This window comes from Marinibacterium profundimaris, from assembly GCF_002210095.1.
Lineage (GTDB): Bacteria > Pseudomonadota > Alphaproteobacteria > Rhodobacterales > Rhodobacteraceae > Marinibacterium > Marinibacterium profundimaris.
Genome location: NZ_AQQR01000001.1, coordinates 363,452 through 377,020 on the forward strand (window position 1 = coordinate 363,452; position 13,569 = coordinate 377,020).

A 13,569-nucleotide genomic window follows, 5' to 3' on the forward strand; every position below is an offset into this window, starting at 1 on the left:
CCTGACGTCAAGTTGACCTGATATTTCCTTCCGTCAACTGGGAGGAAATCATGCAACGTTTACTGGTACTTGCTTCGGCAGGGGTGTTGTCTGCGTCCATCGCTCAGGCGGGCGGGATCGACAGGACCGGTCAGGTCATCACGCCATTGTTCGAAACCGGCGGCGAGACGGGATCCTATGCGGAACTGTCATTCGGGTCAGTCTACCCGAGCGTGTCGGGCTCGGCCCTTGGTATCGGCTCTGGGGACATGGCCGGGCAATACCTGCGGTTCGGAGCGGCCTACAAGACCGACATCAACGACCGGGTGAGCCTGGCGGTCATCTTCGATCAGCCCTATGGCGCGGATGTCGACTACCCGACCGGCACCGGCTATCCCTTTGCCGGATCGACGGCGAGCTTCGACAGCAACGCGATCACCGGCATCCTGCGCTACAAGTTCGACAATGGCATCAGCCTGCATGCCGGCCTGCGCGCGCAGGAGGTCTCGGCCGAGGTGTCGATCCCCAGCCTCGCGGGTTACCGGGGATCGAGCCCCAGTGATGTCGGCTTCGGCTACCTGCTTGGCGCGGCCTATGAGCGGCCCGAGATCGGGCTGCGCGTGGCGCTGACCTATTTCTCGAAGGTCGAGCACGACACCGAGGCCAACGAATTCACTGCGGTGACCGGCAACACGAGCAATCCGACCAGCTTCGAGACACCGCAGGCGGTCAACCTGGACCTGCAGACGGGCATCAACGAGAACACGCTGCTCTTCGGTTCGGCGCGCTGGGTCAACTGGGGCGATTTCACCCTGAACCCGCCGGTCTACGAAAGCATCGTTGGCCTGCCGATCCTCTACTACAACGGCGACTACACCACCTATACCATTGGTGTCGGACGGAAATTCAACGAAAACTGGTCGGGCACCATCGCGCTCAGCTACGAGCCGAGCAATGGCGGCTACACCACCAACCTCGGGCCGCATGACGGGCTCTTCGGGGTGCTGGTGGGGGTGAAATACACCCAGGACCGGATCTCGATCTCGGGCGGCGTGAACATGTCGTGGATCGGCGATGCCGAAACGGTGGTGTCGCGGGACCCCTTCGCCACCTCGTCCTTCACCGACAATACCGCGATCGGTGCGGGCATCCGGATCGGGTACAATTTCTGAGCCCTCTGCGCACGGAACGCGAAAACCGGGTCGCGGCAATGCGGCGATCCGGGCCATTCAAGCGCACCCCTCGGCAATCGGCCGTCCACCCCTGCCCGCGCGTACCGGATCCGGCCTGCCGGGGTCCCCTCCTGTGACAGGCGTCACGCAGAGGCTGCGGCCGGCCCCGCGGGCCGCGTGCATGGTCGACACATGGTCCCGGAGCGCTATTTGCGCTTTGCTGCAGAATCGCGCATGACGGGATCATGACAGTGACAGAGCTCCCCGGGGCGCCGCGCAAGCGGGCGCTTTTCGTCCACCTGCTGACCGCCACCGGAGCGGTCTTTGCCATGCTGGCCATGCTTGCGGCCGTGCAGGCGCAATGGTCGATCATGTTCCTCTGGCTTGTTGTGGCCTTTGCCGTGGACGGGATCGACGGGCCGCTGGCGCGCAAGTACGACGTGAAATCCAACGCCCCGCGCTTCGACGGGGTGCTGCTGGACCTGATCATCGACTATCTCACCTATGTCTTCATCCCGGCCTTCGCGCTGTTCTCCTCGGACCTGCTGCCGGGCTGGACGGGCTGGGCCGCGATCATCGTGGTGACCTTCGCCTCGGCCATGTATTTCGCCGATACGCGGATGAAGACGGATGACAATTCCTTCCACGGATTCCCGGGCTGCTGGAACATGCTGGTCATCGTGCTCTTTGCGCTGAAGCCGGATTTCTGGGTGATCCTGGCGCTGGTCGGCGCCCTGGCGATCGCGATGTTCCTGCCGCTGAAGTTCATCCATCCGGTGCGCACGAAACGCTGGCGCGCCGTGTCGCTGCCGATGGCTCTGGCCTGGACCTTCTTTGCGGGCTGGGCGGCCTGGGTCGATTTTCATCCGCAAAGCTGGGCGCATTGGGGGCTGGTCGTGACCTCGGTCTACCTGGTCTTCGCCGGCATCGCGCAACAGGTCATCCCCGAGCGTCGCGGCTGAGCGGGAACAGACAGGTTCCCTCGCGCGTCGTACCATACTAAAGGACATCCCGCGCGACCTTGGAAGTGGAAAGACAGGCACCGATGATCTACGAAAACGCCGATGAATGGCGGGCCGCCTCGCATAAACGGATCCTCCTTTACGGCATGTCCGGGCTGGGAAAAACCCACCTCAGCCAGATCCTGCGGGACGAGGGCGACTGGTTCCACTATTCCATCGATTACCGCATCGGCACCCGTTACATGGGCGAATACATCGCCGACAATGCCAAGGCCGAGGCGATGAAGGTCCCGTTCCTGCGGGAACTGCTGATGACCGACAGCATCTACATCGGCACCAACATCACCTTCCAGAACCTCAAGCCCGTTGCCGCCTATCTGGGCAAGCCGGGCGATCCCGACAAGGGCGGGGTCGAGATCGAGGAATACCGCCGCCGCCAGGACCAGTTCGAACAGGCCGAGTACAAGGCGCTGATGGACACCGCCTATTTCATCGAGCGGGCCGAGCGGCTGTACGGCTATCCGAATTTCATCTGCGACACCGGCGGGTCGATCTGCGAATGGGTCGATCCCGACGATCCCGAGGATCCGCTGCTGACCGAATTGTCGCAGCAATGCCTGATGATCTGGATCGAAGGGTCCGACGCGCATACCGAAGAGCTTGTCCGGCGTTTCGACCGCGCGCCCAAGCCGATGGCCTACCAGCCCGATTTCCTGGCCCGGATGTGGGCCGCCTATCTGAAGGAATTCGAGGTCGCCGAGGACAAGGTCGACCCCGACAGCTTTATCCGCTGGACCTACGCCAAGGCCCTGGCCCACCGCCAGCCGCGCTATGCCGCGATGGCGCAATGGGGGGTCACTGTTTCAGCAGACGACGTGCGGGGGATCCACAGCGAGGCGCAATTCGAGGAGTTGATCGCCGACGCTCTTGAGAAGAAAGCATCTGGCGGCTAAGCGGGACATTCCGGAAATGTCCAAGGACCTGCCAAATGCCCATCAAGCTGCCCTCCGACCTGCCCGCCTACAACGTGCTGCAGAACGAGGGAGTCATGGTCATGCCGGAAGACAAGGCCGTCCACCAGGACATAAGGCCGATGCGCATCGCGTTGCTGAACCTGATGCCCAAGAAGATCCAGACCGAGACGCAGTTCGCCCGGCTGCTGGGGGCCACCCCCCTGCAGGTGGAGCTGACGCTGATTCGGATGACGGATCACCAGCCGCGCAACACCTCGTCGGAACATATTGATCTCTTTTACGAAACCTTCGCCGAGGTCGCCGAGAGCGGGCAGAAGTTCGACGGGGTGATCATCACCGGCGCCCCCGTTGAACAGCTGGAATACGAAGAGGTCACCTACTGGGACGAACTGAGCACCGTCTTCGACTGGACCCAGACCCATGTGCATTCAACCTTCGGCGTCTGCTGGGGCGCGATGGCGATGATCAACCACTTCCACGGCATCGACAAGCACATGCTCGACGCCAAGGCCTTCGGCTGCTTCCGGCACCAGAACCTGGCGCCCGCCTCGCCTTTCCTGCGCGGCTTTGCCGACGATTTCGTCGTGCCCGTCAGCCGCTGGACCGAAATGCGCCAGGACGAGATCGATCGCGGCGAAGGGCTGATCACGCTGCTGGGCTCGGACCAGGTCGGCCCCTGCCTGGTGCAGGATCCGGGGCGCCGGGCGCTCTATATCTTCAACCACCTGGAATATGACAGCGACACGCTGAAACAGGAATACGACCGCGATGTCGCGGCCGGAGAGCCGATCAACGTGCCCGCCAATTATTACCCCGACGACGATCCGACGCGCCGGCCGCTCAATCGCTGGCGCAGCCACGCGCATCTGCTCTATGGCAACTGGCTGTCCGAGATCTATCTCACGACGCCCTATGACATCTCGCAAATCGGGGTAAGCTCCACCGATCTGCGTATCTAGGGCCGGAGGCTGCCTTGCCCACCTTGTTGCTGATAGTCCTGGGCGGGGCCGTCGTCCTCCATGTGATGGTGCGCTGGCGGGCACGCCGCAACGAGGCCCGGGCCGAGGCCGCCCGCCCGCCCGAGGGGCAATTCCTGGAGGTCGAGGGCGTGAAGGTGCACGCGGTGGTCAGCGGCGCGGGCCCGGACCTGGTGCTGATCCACGGCACGGGCGGCAACTGGCGCGACATGACCCTGTCGCTGGCGCCCCTGCTGGCCGACCGCTACCGCGTCATCGCCATCGACCGTCCCGGGCTCGGCTATACCGGCAAGCCCGACAGCAGCGGCCCCTCCATCGCCGAACAGGCCCGGATCATGGCGGAGGCCGCGCGCCAGCTGGGTGCCGAACGGCCGCTGGTGCTGGGCCATTCCTATGGCGGCACCGTGGCGCTGGCCTGGGCTGTCACCCTGCCCGACCGACTCTCGGCCGTGATCCCGGTCGCAGCCCCTTCGATCCCCTGGGACACCGGGCTTTCCGCGCTGCACAGGGTCAGCTCGCGCCCGCTGGGCAAGGCGCTGGTGGTGCCCATGATCACCGCCTTTGTCACCCCGCGCGCCATCAAGCGCACCGTCGACGCGATCTTCGCTCCGCAACCCGCGCCCGAAGGCTATGCCGAGGCCGTGGGCGCCCGGCTGGCGCTGCGGCGCGCCGCGCTTAAGGCCACCGGCCAGCAACGCGCCGGTCTCCTGGACGAGGTCCGCGCGATGGAGCCGCGCTATGGCGAGATCGCCGTGCCGGTGGAACTGCTGCACGGCACCGCGGACGAGGTCGTCGCCCACGACCACCATTCCGACCAGCTGGCGCCGCGCATTTCCGGGGCCAATTACGTCACGCTGCCCGGGATCGGGCACATGGTGCAGCACGTGGCCCCCGAAGCCGTGGTCGCCGCCGTGGACCGCGCTGCCGCGCGAGCGGGTTTGCGTTAATCGGATTCACATTCCATATAGGGTGGACCATCAGACCCGAGGATCCCCCATGGCCTTGCCCTTCGACGGTGCCATCAGCGCCTTCTACGCCGCCGCCGCCCCTGACGATATCCGCGAGGCGATCAAGGGCGCCGGCAAGAAGGACATCATCGATCCGTCCTATCCCTATGACCGGCGCATGGATGGCGACAGCTATGACGCGGCGCATGAGGCGCTGCAGATCGAGCTGGTCAAGATGCAGGCCTGGGTCAAGGCCACCGGTCAGCGCATCGCCATCGTCTTCGAAGGGCGCGACGCCTCGGGCAAGGGCGGCACCATCAAGCGGTTCCGCGAAAACCTGAACCCGCGCGGGGCGCGCGTGGTGGCTCTGTCGAAACCCTCGGATGCCGAGGCGAGCCAGTGGTATTTCCAGCGCTACATCAGCCAGTTGCCGTCAGGGGGCGAGATCGTCTTCTTCGACCGCTCCTGGTACAATCGCGGCGTGGTCGAGAAGGTCTTCGGCTTTTGCGAAGAGGAAGAGCGCGAACGCTTCTTCCGCCAGGTCGTGCCCTTCGAACAGGCGCTGGTGAACGACGGGATCCGACTGTTCAAGCTTTGGCTCAACGTCGGCCGGGCCGAGCAGCTGCGCCGCTTTCTCGCCCGCGAACAGGACCCGCTGAAGCACTGGAAGCTCAGCCGGATCGACGTGGAGGGGCTGGGGCTGTGGGACGAATATTCCGCCGCCATCCTGGAGACGCTGTCGCGCAGCCACGGTGCGGCCACGCCCTGGACGGTGATCCGCAGCGACGACAAGCGGCGCGCCCGGCTGGCGGCGATCCGGCACGTGCTGGCCGGGCTGGATTACGACGGCAAGGACGCCGGTGCCGTCGGCCTGCCCGACCCCAAGGTCTGCGGCGGTCCGGACCTCTGGGATGCCTAAGAAACGCGGCTATCATCACGGCAACCTGCGCCAGGCGCTGGTCGAGGCCGCGCTCGCCCTGATCGAGGAGAAGGGCCCGACCGGCTTCACCCTGAGCCAGGCCGCGAAGGAGGCGGGCGTGACCCCGGCGGCCGTCTACCGACATTTCGAGGGGCGCGAGGACCTGATCGCCGAGGCCGCGCGCCAGGGCTACGAGATCTTCGCCGATGTGATGCAATACGCCTATGACACCGGCCAGCCCTCGGCGCTGCAGGCCTTCGAGGCGACGGGCCGCGCCTACCTGGCCTTTGCGCGGAAATACCCGGGCCACTACATCGCGATGTTCGAAAGCGGGATCTCGACGAACCGCTCTCCGGGCCTGTCGGCCGCGGCTCGCCGCGCGCGGGACGTGCTGGAGAAGGCCGCCGAGGACCTGTCGCAGCATATCCCGCCCGAACGCCGCCCGCCTCCGTCGATGTTCTCGGCCCATATCTGGGCGATGAGCCACGGGGTGGTGGAGCTTTATGCCCGTGGCCCCGGCGCGCAATCGCCCTTCCCGCCCGAGGACCTGCTGGAAAGCGGCATCGGGATCTACCTGCGTGGCCTGGGGCTGATCCCACCGGACGCCTGAGTACCTTTGCGCAGGACACAGGCCGAAGGCCGCGGCTCGTTGTTGCCTGCGAGGCGGATGCCAGGATCAGCTAGAGCGGCGAGCGCCAGGAATACTTGCGCCGCCCCTTCGCGCCGATCCAGCGCTTGCGCCAGTCGCGGAAGGTCTGGCGCCGCAGCGCCCTGGGCAACCGCGCGACGACTTCGCGGTAATAGGCCGGCACCACCCGCCGCTGCCAGGGCTTGCCCCGCCGCCCGGCGAAATGCACGATCGCCGGATCCTCGCGCGCCGCCTCCAGCTCCGCGCGGGAATAGACCGACTTCAGGTATTCCCAGTCGCGCGACGCGGTGACGTCCTCGGTCTCGAAGATATCCTCCAGCACCACGTAATCGAAGGGCAACCGATAGATCGCATCCGAGGCGATATTGAGGATGTCGAGGTCGAAGAACTTCAGCCGGGGCCCGACCGTCTCGATCACCTCGAAATAGCGCTTCACCGCGCCCGTCTCGCGCATGCGCTTCAGGTTCATCACCATGAAGCCCGAGAAGTATATGGTATCCTTTGTATTTTCCGGGAAATGCCGATGCGTGACATTGTCCGGCGTATTCCCCTCGGCCGCCACCCCGGCCCAATCATAGCCCTCAAGGTCGACCCCATAGGCGCCGCCCAGATCGCGTTTCACCAGCACATCCACGTCCGAATAGATCGCCTTGTCCAGATCGCCCAGCACTTCGGGCGCCAGCAGACGGTAATAGACGATCTCGGTCCAGCTGCCCTTGTTCTTCGGCACGCCGTCGAACCGTTCCGGCGCGATTTCGTGGAAGGTCATGGAATGCCGCGTGCCGGCCACCAGCTCTTCAAGCCCCGCGCGGATGTCGGACGAGAACCCTGGGTGAAAGATGTGGACCGCGTAGACCGTTTCGTCCGCGGCCGAGTCCAGCATCGACAGGATGCTGACCCCCGCGCCCAGCAGGATCCGGTCGTCGAAACAGAACAGAACCGGGATCTCAGTCACAGGCGAGCCCCCGCAGGTTGGCCAGCGAACGTTCGTAAAGCGCCGTCGCCGTCGCATCCATCCCGGCCTGCAGCGCGTCATAGCTTTCGCCATCCATCGCGATCGCCCGCGACATCGCCCCCAGCAAGCCGTCGTCGTCGCCATAGACCAGCGCGTTGGTTGCGTTGAACAGGTTCAGCCGGGCAAAGGACTCCTGCACGATGATCGGCTTGGTGAAGCCATAGGCCAGCTGGAACGCGCCACTGGTGCCGCCGGTCAGGTAGAAACCGTGGTCGGGATTGTCGGCCTGAAAGGAGGTCAGGAGGAAGTCCGCCGCTTCGATCTCGTCGTACATGGCATCAAAGGGCAGCCGGCCCAGGATCTTCACGTGATCGCGCAGCGCCTCGGGCACCGGGTCCTTGCCGGGCTTGCCGATCACCCGGATCTCGAATGCGGTCTCTCCCGCCTCCAGCAGTTTCTCGGCGGTCTCGTAGACCAGCGGCGCATTGCCCCGCTTGGACCGCACCGCGCCGACCATGACAAAGACGGTCCGGCCTTCGGATTTCGGCGTCACCTCGACCCTGCCGAAATCATGCGGGTTCACGACAACCGATTGCGCGCCCTTGTAATCCAGCGTCCGAAGCGTGATCGAGGACGGGTCCCAGACGCCGGCATCCACGCGCGCGCGGGCGTCATGATCCACCATCAACAGCGGTGACGGCAGGTCGGGCCCGAAGACCCGGGCAAGGTCCACGCGCCCGTCGGGCCCATCCGGCAGCTTGCCGGCGGTGGTCACCATCACCCCGGCGGCCCGCCGCAGCTCGGGCCGTTTGACGAATTGCCGGATCTGGCGCTGGCTCAGCCCGCCATGACGGATCCCGGTCCCGTCGAACCGCGAAAACAGCCCCTCGTCCAGCCGCGCCGGCGTCATCAGCACCAGCACCTCGAAGCCGAGATCCCGCAGGTACCGCGCATAACCCGGCACAACCTCGCCATGGCTCTTGGAACAGGGCTCCCAGAGCACGAAGGTGCCCGGCCCGACCTCGGGCCAGGGCGCAAAAAGCCGCTTTACCCCGTCGACGATACTGCTCATGCCGCCCCCTTTCACACGCGTCCGCGCCTGTTGCCGGTGTAGCCCGCCCATGCCCCAAGGGCCAGAGCCCGCACCCGGCCCCGGCTGGGCGTGGCAAGGCGCTGCCCAAAAAGGAAAAGGGCCGCCCGAAGGCAGCCCCAATACAGTTGGTCGTAACCGAAGTCTTAACGCTTCGAGAACTGGAAGCTCCGGCGGGCCTTCGCGCGGCCATACTTCTTCCGTTCCACCACGCGGCTGTCGCGGGTCAGGAAGCCGGCGGCTTTCAGGGCACCGCGCAGCGACGGATCGTACAGCTGCAGCGCCTTCGAGATGCCGTGCTTGACCGCACCGGCCTGGCCCGACAGACCACCGCCCTTGACGGTTGCCATCACGTCGAACTGGCCTTCGACACCGGCGACGGTGAACGGCTGGCGCAGGATCATCTGCAGCACCGGACGGCCGAAATACGCGTTGATTTCCTTGCCGTTGACGGTGACCTTGCCCGAGCCCGGCTTGATCCAGACACGGGCGACCGCATCCTTCCGCTTGCCGGTGGCATAGGACCGGCCCAGGCTGTCGCGCACGGGCTCACGGTTGATTTCTTCCTCGACACCCTGAACGGCGCCGATGTTCTCGGTCACGGCCGCTTCGAGGCCTTCGAGCGATTTGATTTCCTCAGCCATCGATCTCAGCTCCGGGTGTTTTTCTTGTTCATCGCCTTGACGTCGAGCACTTCGGGGCTTTGGGCCTCGTGGGGATGCTCGGCGCCGGCATAGATGCGCAGGTTGGTCATCTGCTGGCGGGACAGGCGGTTGCCCGGCAGCATGCGCTTGACGGCCTGGAAGACCACGCGCTCGGGGTGCGCACCGTCGAGGATCTGCTGCTTGGTGCGGCTTTTGATCCCGCCGGGGTGACCGGTGTGCCAGTAGAAGTGCTCATCGCGCTTCTTGCCGGTCATCTGCACCTTGTCGGCGTTGATGACGATGACGTTGTCGCCCATATCCATGTGCGGGGTGAAAGTCGCCTTGTGCTTGCCGCGCAGGCGCATCGCGACGATCGACGCGAGACGGCCCAGGACCACGCCTTCGGCGTCGATCAGGATCCATTTCTTGTCGATGTCTGCGTGAGTAGCAGAGTAGGTTTTCATTGCAGGACAGCCCTGATTTCTTGATTGGAAAGACCGGCGCCTTTCGGGCCGGTCCGACATTCGATTGCGGGGATATAGGGGAGAAGGACGACCAAGGTCAATAACGCAATTTCCATATTATATAAGCGTTTTCAATGGTTTAAAAATTAGGTATCTATATACCCCATGAAAACGGGGCCCCACGCCCCCGCCGCGCGCCCTTTTCTCAGACTTCGATCCGTTCGGGCGGATTGTCCAGCAGGTCCGCCAGCCGTCGCAGCGCATCCTCGAACTGGCTCAGCGGGATGCCCGCGTTGACGGCAAAGCGCACCGCGTGGGGCGTGTTGACCGAGCGCGGCGCGAAATCCTCGGCCGAACGCAGTTGCACCCCGCGCGCCTCTGCCGCCCGGCAGAAGGCGCCCGCGCGCCAGCCCTTCGGCAGCATCAGCCACAGGAACGCCGCCTCCGGCCGCCAGCGCAGATCGTAGCGACCAAGGATGTTGACCGCGCTGTGCACGTAGCGGCCGACCACATTCGCCATCTCGTCGCCCAGCCTGCGGATCTTCGGATGCGCCAGCAGCAGCGCGGTCAGGTCGGTCAGCGGCGTCGCAAGCCCGAAGAACCCGTATTCCGCCGCCCGCCGCAGCGGGGCCGCGCCTTGCTCCGGCGCCACGGCAAAGCCCACGCGCAGCGCCGGCGTGAGGCTTTTCGAGATCGAGGTCACGTACCATGTCCGCTCGGGCGCGATCATCCGGTAGGACGGCGTCTCGGCCCGCCGGATCTGATAGCAATCGTCCTCGATGATCTGCAGGTCGAGACGCCGGGCGACCTCGGCCAGGGCCTTGCGCCGGTGCAGAGGCGTGTAGATCAGCGTCGGGTTGTGGATCTCGGGCGAGGTACAAAGCACCTGGGCGTCGCAGCCGCGCGCGGCCGCCTCCACCGCCTCTGGGATCAGCCCGTCGCCGTCCATCGCCACCGGGATCACCTCGGCCCGCAGCAATTCGGCGGCACGGCGGAAACCGGGATAGGCCAGTTCCTCGACCAGGACGACCGGGCGGCGGCCGCGCAGCATCGCCTGCAGGATCAGGGAAATCGCGTTCTGTCCGCCATTGGTCAGCACGATGTCCTCCGGCGTGACGGCGCCGATCGGGGCATCCCCCAGCCAGCGCACCACCGCCTCGCGCGCGGGCAGCGATCCGATGCGGCTGGGATAATGCATCAGACCGGAGGGCGGATCCTGTGCCACCTGCCCCAGCAGATCGCGGATCAGCCTGGCCTGCCCGACGCTGGGCAGGTGCGGCGAGAAGAGGTTGACGTCGTCCCCGTCGGATCCGCCGGACCCATGGGCGATCACGTCGATCTCCAGCGCCTGCCAGGCGCGGGCATCGGGATCCATGTCATGGTCCGGGCAGATCGGGTCGTCGGGATGCGGCTCGGCCACGAAGGTGCCGCGCCCGACCTCGCCCCTCAGGATCCCTTCGTCGGTCAGCAGCCCGTAGGCGCGCGACACCGTGCCCGGCGTGATGCCCAGCCGATAGGCCAGCTCCCGCACCGGCGGCAGTTTCGCGCCCGGCTGCAGCACGCCCGAGGCGACCTGGCCGCGGATCTTCTCGGCCACCAGTTCATACTTCGGGCCCTTCACGTCCTTCAGAGGGGCCGACCAAATTGTATCCATGACAATGTTTCTCTGGAGTTGGCAGATATCCAAGCGTACCAATCCAATGTACCCAACACTTGCACATTGTGTCAATACAATTGAAAGGACGAACCAATGACACGCAGCCCCACGACCCGGACCTTGTCGCCGTTTGCCACCAGCCCCCGGCTGCCGCTGACCGCCCTGTTCGCCGTGAAGCTGGCCGCGGTCATCGTCCAGTGGGATCACCGAAAGCGCAGCCGAAACCACCTGTCCCGGCTGGAAGACCACATGCTTGAAGATATCGGCATGACCCGGGCCGAGGCGAGGAAGGAAGCGAGCCGCCCCTTCTGGTTGCCCTGACATATCTCCCCGAGGCCTTCGTCCCGAGGACCTCAACCTGGCCGGGCCCTGCCCGGCCTTTTTTTGTCCACCTGCGCCCCGCATCCCCCTGCCCGCGCCACACGGACCACCGTGGACAGGCAACGCCCCCAGATCTTTCCGTCTTATTCTTGCGCCATACCGGGGCTGAGTGATGCATTATGACCCGAAGCCCCGGCATCCCAGCGGCGCGCGGATTTTTTGGCGCGCGAGGGAAAAAAATTCTTGATTGGTTAAGACATGGGCCTTAGGTGCGGCCCCGTTGCGGAACCGATCCCAACCTCGGAAAACCGGGGGGGCGCTAAGGGACCGCCGGATTGTCATCTACTGGAACGAAGGGGAGCGCCATGACAGACGCCAACCTCTTCCAACTGGGGATCGGTCTGGAGACAGGCGCCCATGAGGAAGATACCGCCCGCGGTGTGACCGCACGCATGCACAACATTCACGTGTCCCACGCGACCGATACGGTCGATATCCGTGGCATCGTGGACGGCGACGCCACGCTTGCGGTCGCCACCCACCCCGCCAACCGCGACATCGGCACCGCCGATCTCGAGGCGCTGGCCGATGCCGACCGCGAAGATCACTTCATCCGCCGCGACGGCGCGGTCTTCGCGGGCACCCATCTGATCATCGAGGTTGTCGATGGCTACGGGCTCGACGACGAGGCCCGCATCCAGCAGGCCTTCCGCGATTGTGTCGATACATGTGGCGCCACGCTGCTGCACATTCACACGCACAAGTTCTCGCCCCAGGGTGTGAGCGGCGTGGCCGTGCTGGCCGAAAGCCACATCTCGGTCCACACCTGGCCCGAGATCGGCTATGGCGCCTTCGACGTCTTCATGTGTGGCGACGCGCAGCCGTGGAAGGCCGTCGACGTGCTGAAAGCAGCCTTCGCCACCCCCGACGTACGGGTGAAGGAGCTGCGCCGCGGTGAAGGCCTCGTGGACGGAGCCGAGGTGGCGGCATGACCAAGTTGATGATGGAAACGCTCTATCCGGAATACGCCCAGGCCCTGTCGATCGACGAGCTGCTTTATGACAGCGAGACCGATCACCAGCGGCTGAAAGTGTTCCAGAACAACCGCTTCGGCCGTGTTCTGACCCTGGATGACGTGGTGCAGACCACCGAGGGCGACAATTTCATCTACCACGAAATGCTTACCCATGTGCCGATCCTGGCGCATGGGGCCGCGAAACGCGTGCTGATCATCGGCGGCGGCGACGGTGGCATGGCGCGGGAAGTCCTGCGCCACGCCTCGGTCGACCATGTCACCATGGTCGAGATCGACGCCGGTGTGGTCGAGTTCTCCAAGACCTACCTGCCGATGCTCAGCCAGGGCGCCTTCGACGACCCGCGACTGAACCTGGTCATCGCCGATGGCGCCGATTTCATGAAGACCCCCGACGGCACCTTCGACGTGATCATCGTCGACAGCACCGACCCGATCGGCCCCGGTGAGGTTCTGTTCACCGATACCTTCTATGGTCACGCCAAGAATGCGCTGACACCAGGCGGTATCCTGGTGACCCAGAACGGCGTGCCCTTCGTCCAGGGGGACGAGCTGACCAACACGCTGCGCGCCTTCAAGGCGCTGTTTGACGACTGGGGCTGCTATCTGGCGACCGTGCCGACCTATGCGGGCGGGCCGATGGCCTTTGGCTGGGCCACCGATGGCGAGGCGCGCAACGTCGACCTCGCCACGCTGGAAGACCGCTTTGCCGCGGCCGGGATTGCCCCGGACTATTACACGCCCGAGGTGCACAAGGCGGCCTTCGCCCTGCCCGGCTACGTGAAGAAACTGCTGCCCTGAGCGACTTTTCCGGTTCCGCACCCGC

General features: G+C 65.1%; 15 protein-coding genes. 10 read left to right on the forward strand and 5 right to left on the reverse strand.

Annotation, left to right across the window (positions count from 1 at the left end; translation table 11 throughout):
• Positions 1-50: 50 nt before the first annotated feature.
• The 7 genes from ATO3_RS01675 (at position 51) to ATO3_RS01705 (ending at position 6,540) form a co-directional block, all read left to right on the forward strand.
• Positions 51-1,151, forward strand: a complete 1,101-nt coding sequence (locus ATO3_RS01675; RefSeq protein ID WP_143747203.1) for an outer membrane protein transport protein — start codon at positions 51-53, stop codon at positions 1,149-1,151.
• Between the two features lie 245 nt (positions 1,152-1,396).
• Complete coding sequence (locus tag ATO3_RS01680; RefSeq protein WP_088648057.1) at positions 1,397-2,113, forward strand: CDP-alcohol phosphatidyltransferase family protein; 717 nt, start codon at positions 1,397-1,399, stop codon at positions 2,111-2,113.
• 83 nt (positions 2,114-2,196) lie between these two features.
• A complete protein-coding gene (locus ATO3_RS01685; RefSeq protein WP_088648058.1) occupies positions 2,197-3,066 on the forward strand; it encodes an ATPase in 870 nt (289 codons plus the stop codon).
• Between the two features lie 35 nt (positions 3,067-3,101).
• Entirely contained in the window at positions 3,102-4,046 is a 945-nt protein-coding gene (gene metA, locus ATO3_RS01690; protein WP_088648059.1) for a homoserine O-acetyltransferase MetA, read from the forward strand.
• Between the two features lie 14 nt (positions 4,047-4,060).
• Entirely contained in the window at positions 4,061-5,011 is a 951-nt protein-coding gene (locus tag ATO3_RS01695; protein WP_233151997.1) for an alpha/beta fold hydrolase, read from the forward strand.
• A gap of 49 nt (positions 5,012-5,060) precedes the next feature.
• Positions 5,061-5,930 carry a polyphosphate kinase 2 gene (gene ppk2 / locus ATO3_RS01700; RefSeq protein WP_088648060.1) on the forward strand — a complete coding sequence of 290 codons (870 nt, stop codon included), beginning with the start codon at positions 5,061-5,063 and terminating at the stop codon, positions 5,928-5,930.
• Positions 5,923-6,540, forward strand: a complete 618-nt coding sequence (locus ATO3_RS01705) for a TetR/AcrR family transcriptional regulator (RefSeq protein WP_088648061.1) — start codon at positions 5,923-5,925, stop codon at positions 6,538-6,540. The genes ppk2 and ATO3_RS01705 overlap by 8 nt, the downstream gene beginning before the upstream one ends.
• 70 nt (positions 6,541-6,610) lie before the next feature.
• Here ATO3_RS01705 and ATO3_RS01710 read toward each other — a convergent pair whose 3' ends face one another.
• The 5 genes from ATO3_RS01710 to ATO3_RS01725 all read right to left on the reverse strand — a co-directional run bounded on the left by ATO3_RS01710 (position 6,611) and on the right by ATO3_RS01725 (position 11,386).
• On the reverse strand, positions 6,611-7,534 hold the full coding sequence (locus ATO3_RS01710; protein ID WP_158217888.1) for a glycosyltransferase family 8 protein: 924 nt from the start codon (positions 7,532-7,534) through the stop codon (positions 6,611-6,613).
• Positions 7,527-8,606, reverse strand: a complete 1,080-nt coding sequence (locus ATO3_RS28740; RefSeq protein WP_158217889.1) for a hypothetical protein — start codon at positions 8,604-8,606, stop codon at positions 7,527-7,529. The genes ATO3_RS01710 and ATO3_RS28740 overlap by 8 nt, the downstream gene beginning before the upstream one ends.
• A gap of 164 nt (positions 8,607-8,770) precedes the next feature.
• Positions 8,771-9,268, reverse strand: coding sequence for a 30S ribosomal protein S9 (gene rpsI / locus ATO3_RS01715; RefSeq protein ID WP_088648063.1), 498 nt, complete (start codon positions 9,266-9,268; stop codon positions 8,771-8,773).
• A gap of 5 nt (positions 9,269-9,273) precedes the next feature.
• Positions 9,274-9,732 (reverse strand): 50S ribosomal protein L13, encoded by a 459-nt coding sequence (gene rplM / locus ATO3_RS01720; protein WP_088648064.1) that lies wholly within the window; start codon positions 9,730-9,732, stop codon positions 9,274-9,276.
• Between the two features lie 205 nt (positions 9,733-9,937).
• Positions 9,938-11,386, reverse strand: coding sequence for an aminotransferase-like domain-containing protein (locus ATO3_RS01725; RefSeq protein ID WP_088648065.1), 1,449 nt, complete (start codon positions 11,384-11,386; stop codon positions 9,938-9,940).
• 96 nt (positions 11,387-11,482) lie between these two features.
• On the opposite strand from ATO3_RS01725, the gene ATO3_RS01730 reads away from it, so the two are divergent.
• The 3 genes from ATO3_RS01730 (at position 11,483) to speE (ending at position 13,544) form a co-directional block, all read left to right on the forward strand.
• Complete coding sequence (locus ATO3_RS01730; RefSeq protein WP_088648066.1) at positions 11,483-11,710, forward strand: DUF1127 domain-containing protein; 228 nt, start codon at positions 11,483-11,485, stop codon at positions 11,708-11,710.
• Between the two features lie 365 nt (positions 11,711-12,075).
• Positions 12,076-12,702, forward strand: a complete 627-nt coding sequence (gene speD, locus ATO3_RS01735; RefSeq protein ID WP_233151998.1) for an adenosylmethionine decarboxylase — start codon at positions 12,076-12,078, stop codon at positions 12,700-12,702.
• Positions 12,699-13,544 (forward strand): polyamine aminopropyltransferase, encoded by an 846-nt coding sequence (gene speE / locus ATO3_RS01740; RefSeq protein WP_088648067.1) that lies wholly within the window; start codon positions 12,699-12,701, stop codon positions 13,542-13,544. Before speD ends, speE begins: the two co-directional genes overlap by 4 nt.
• Positions 13,545-13,569 lie beyond the last annotated feature (25 nt).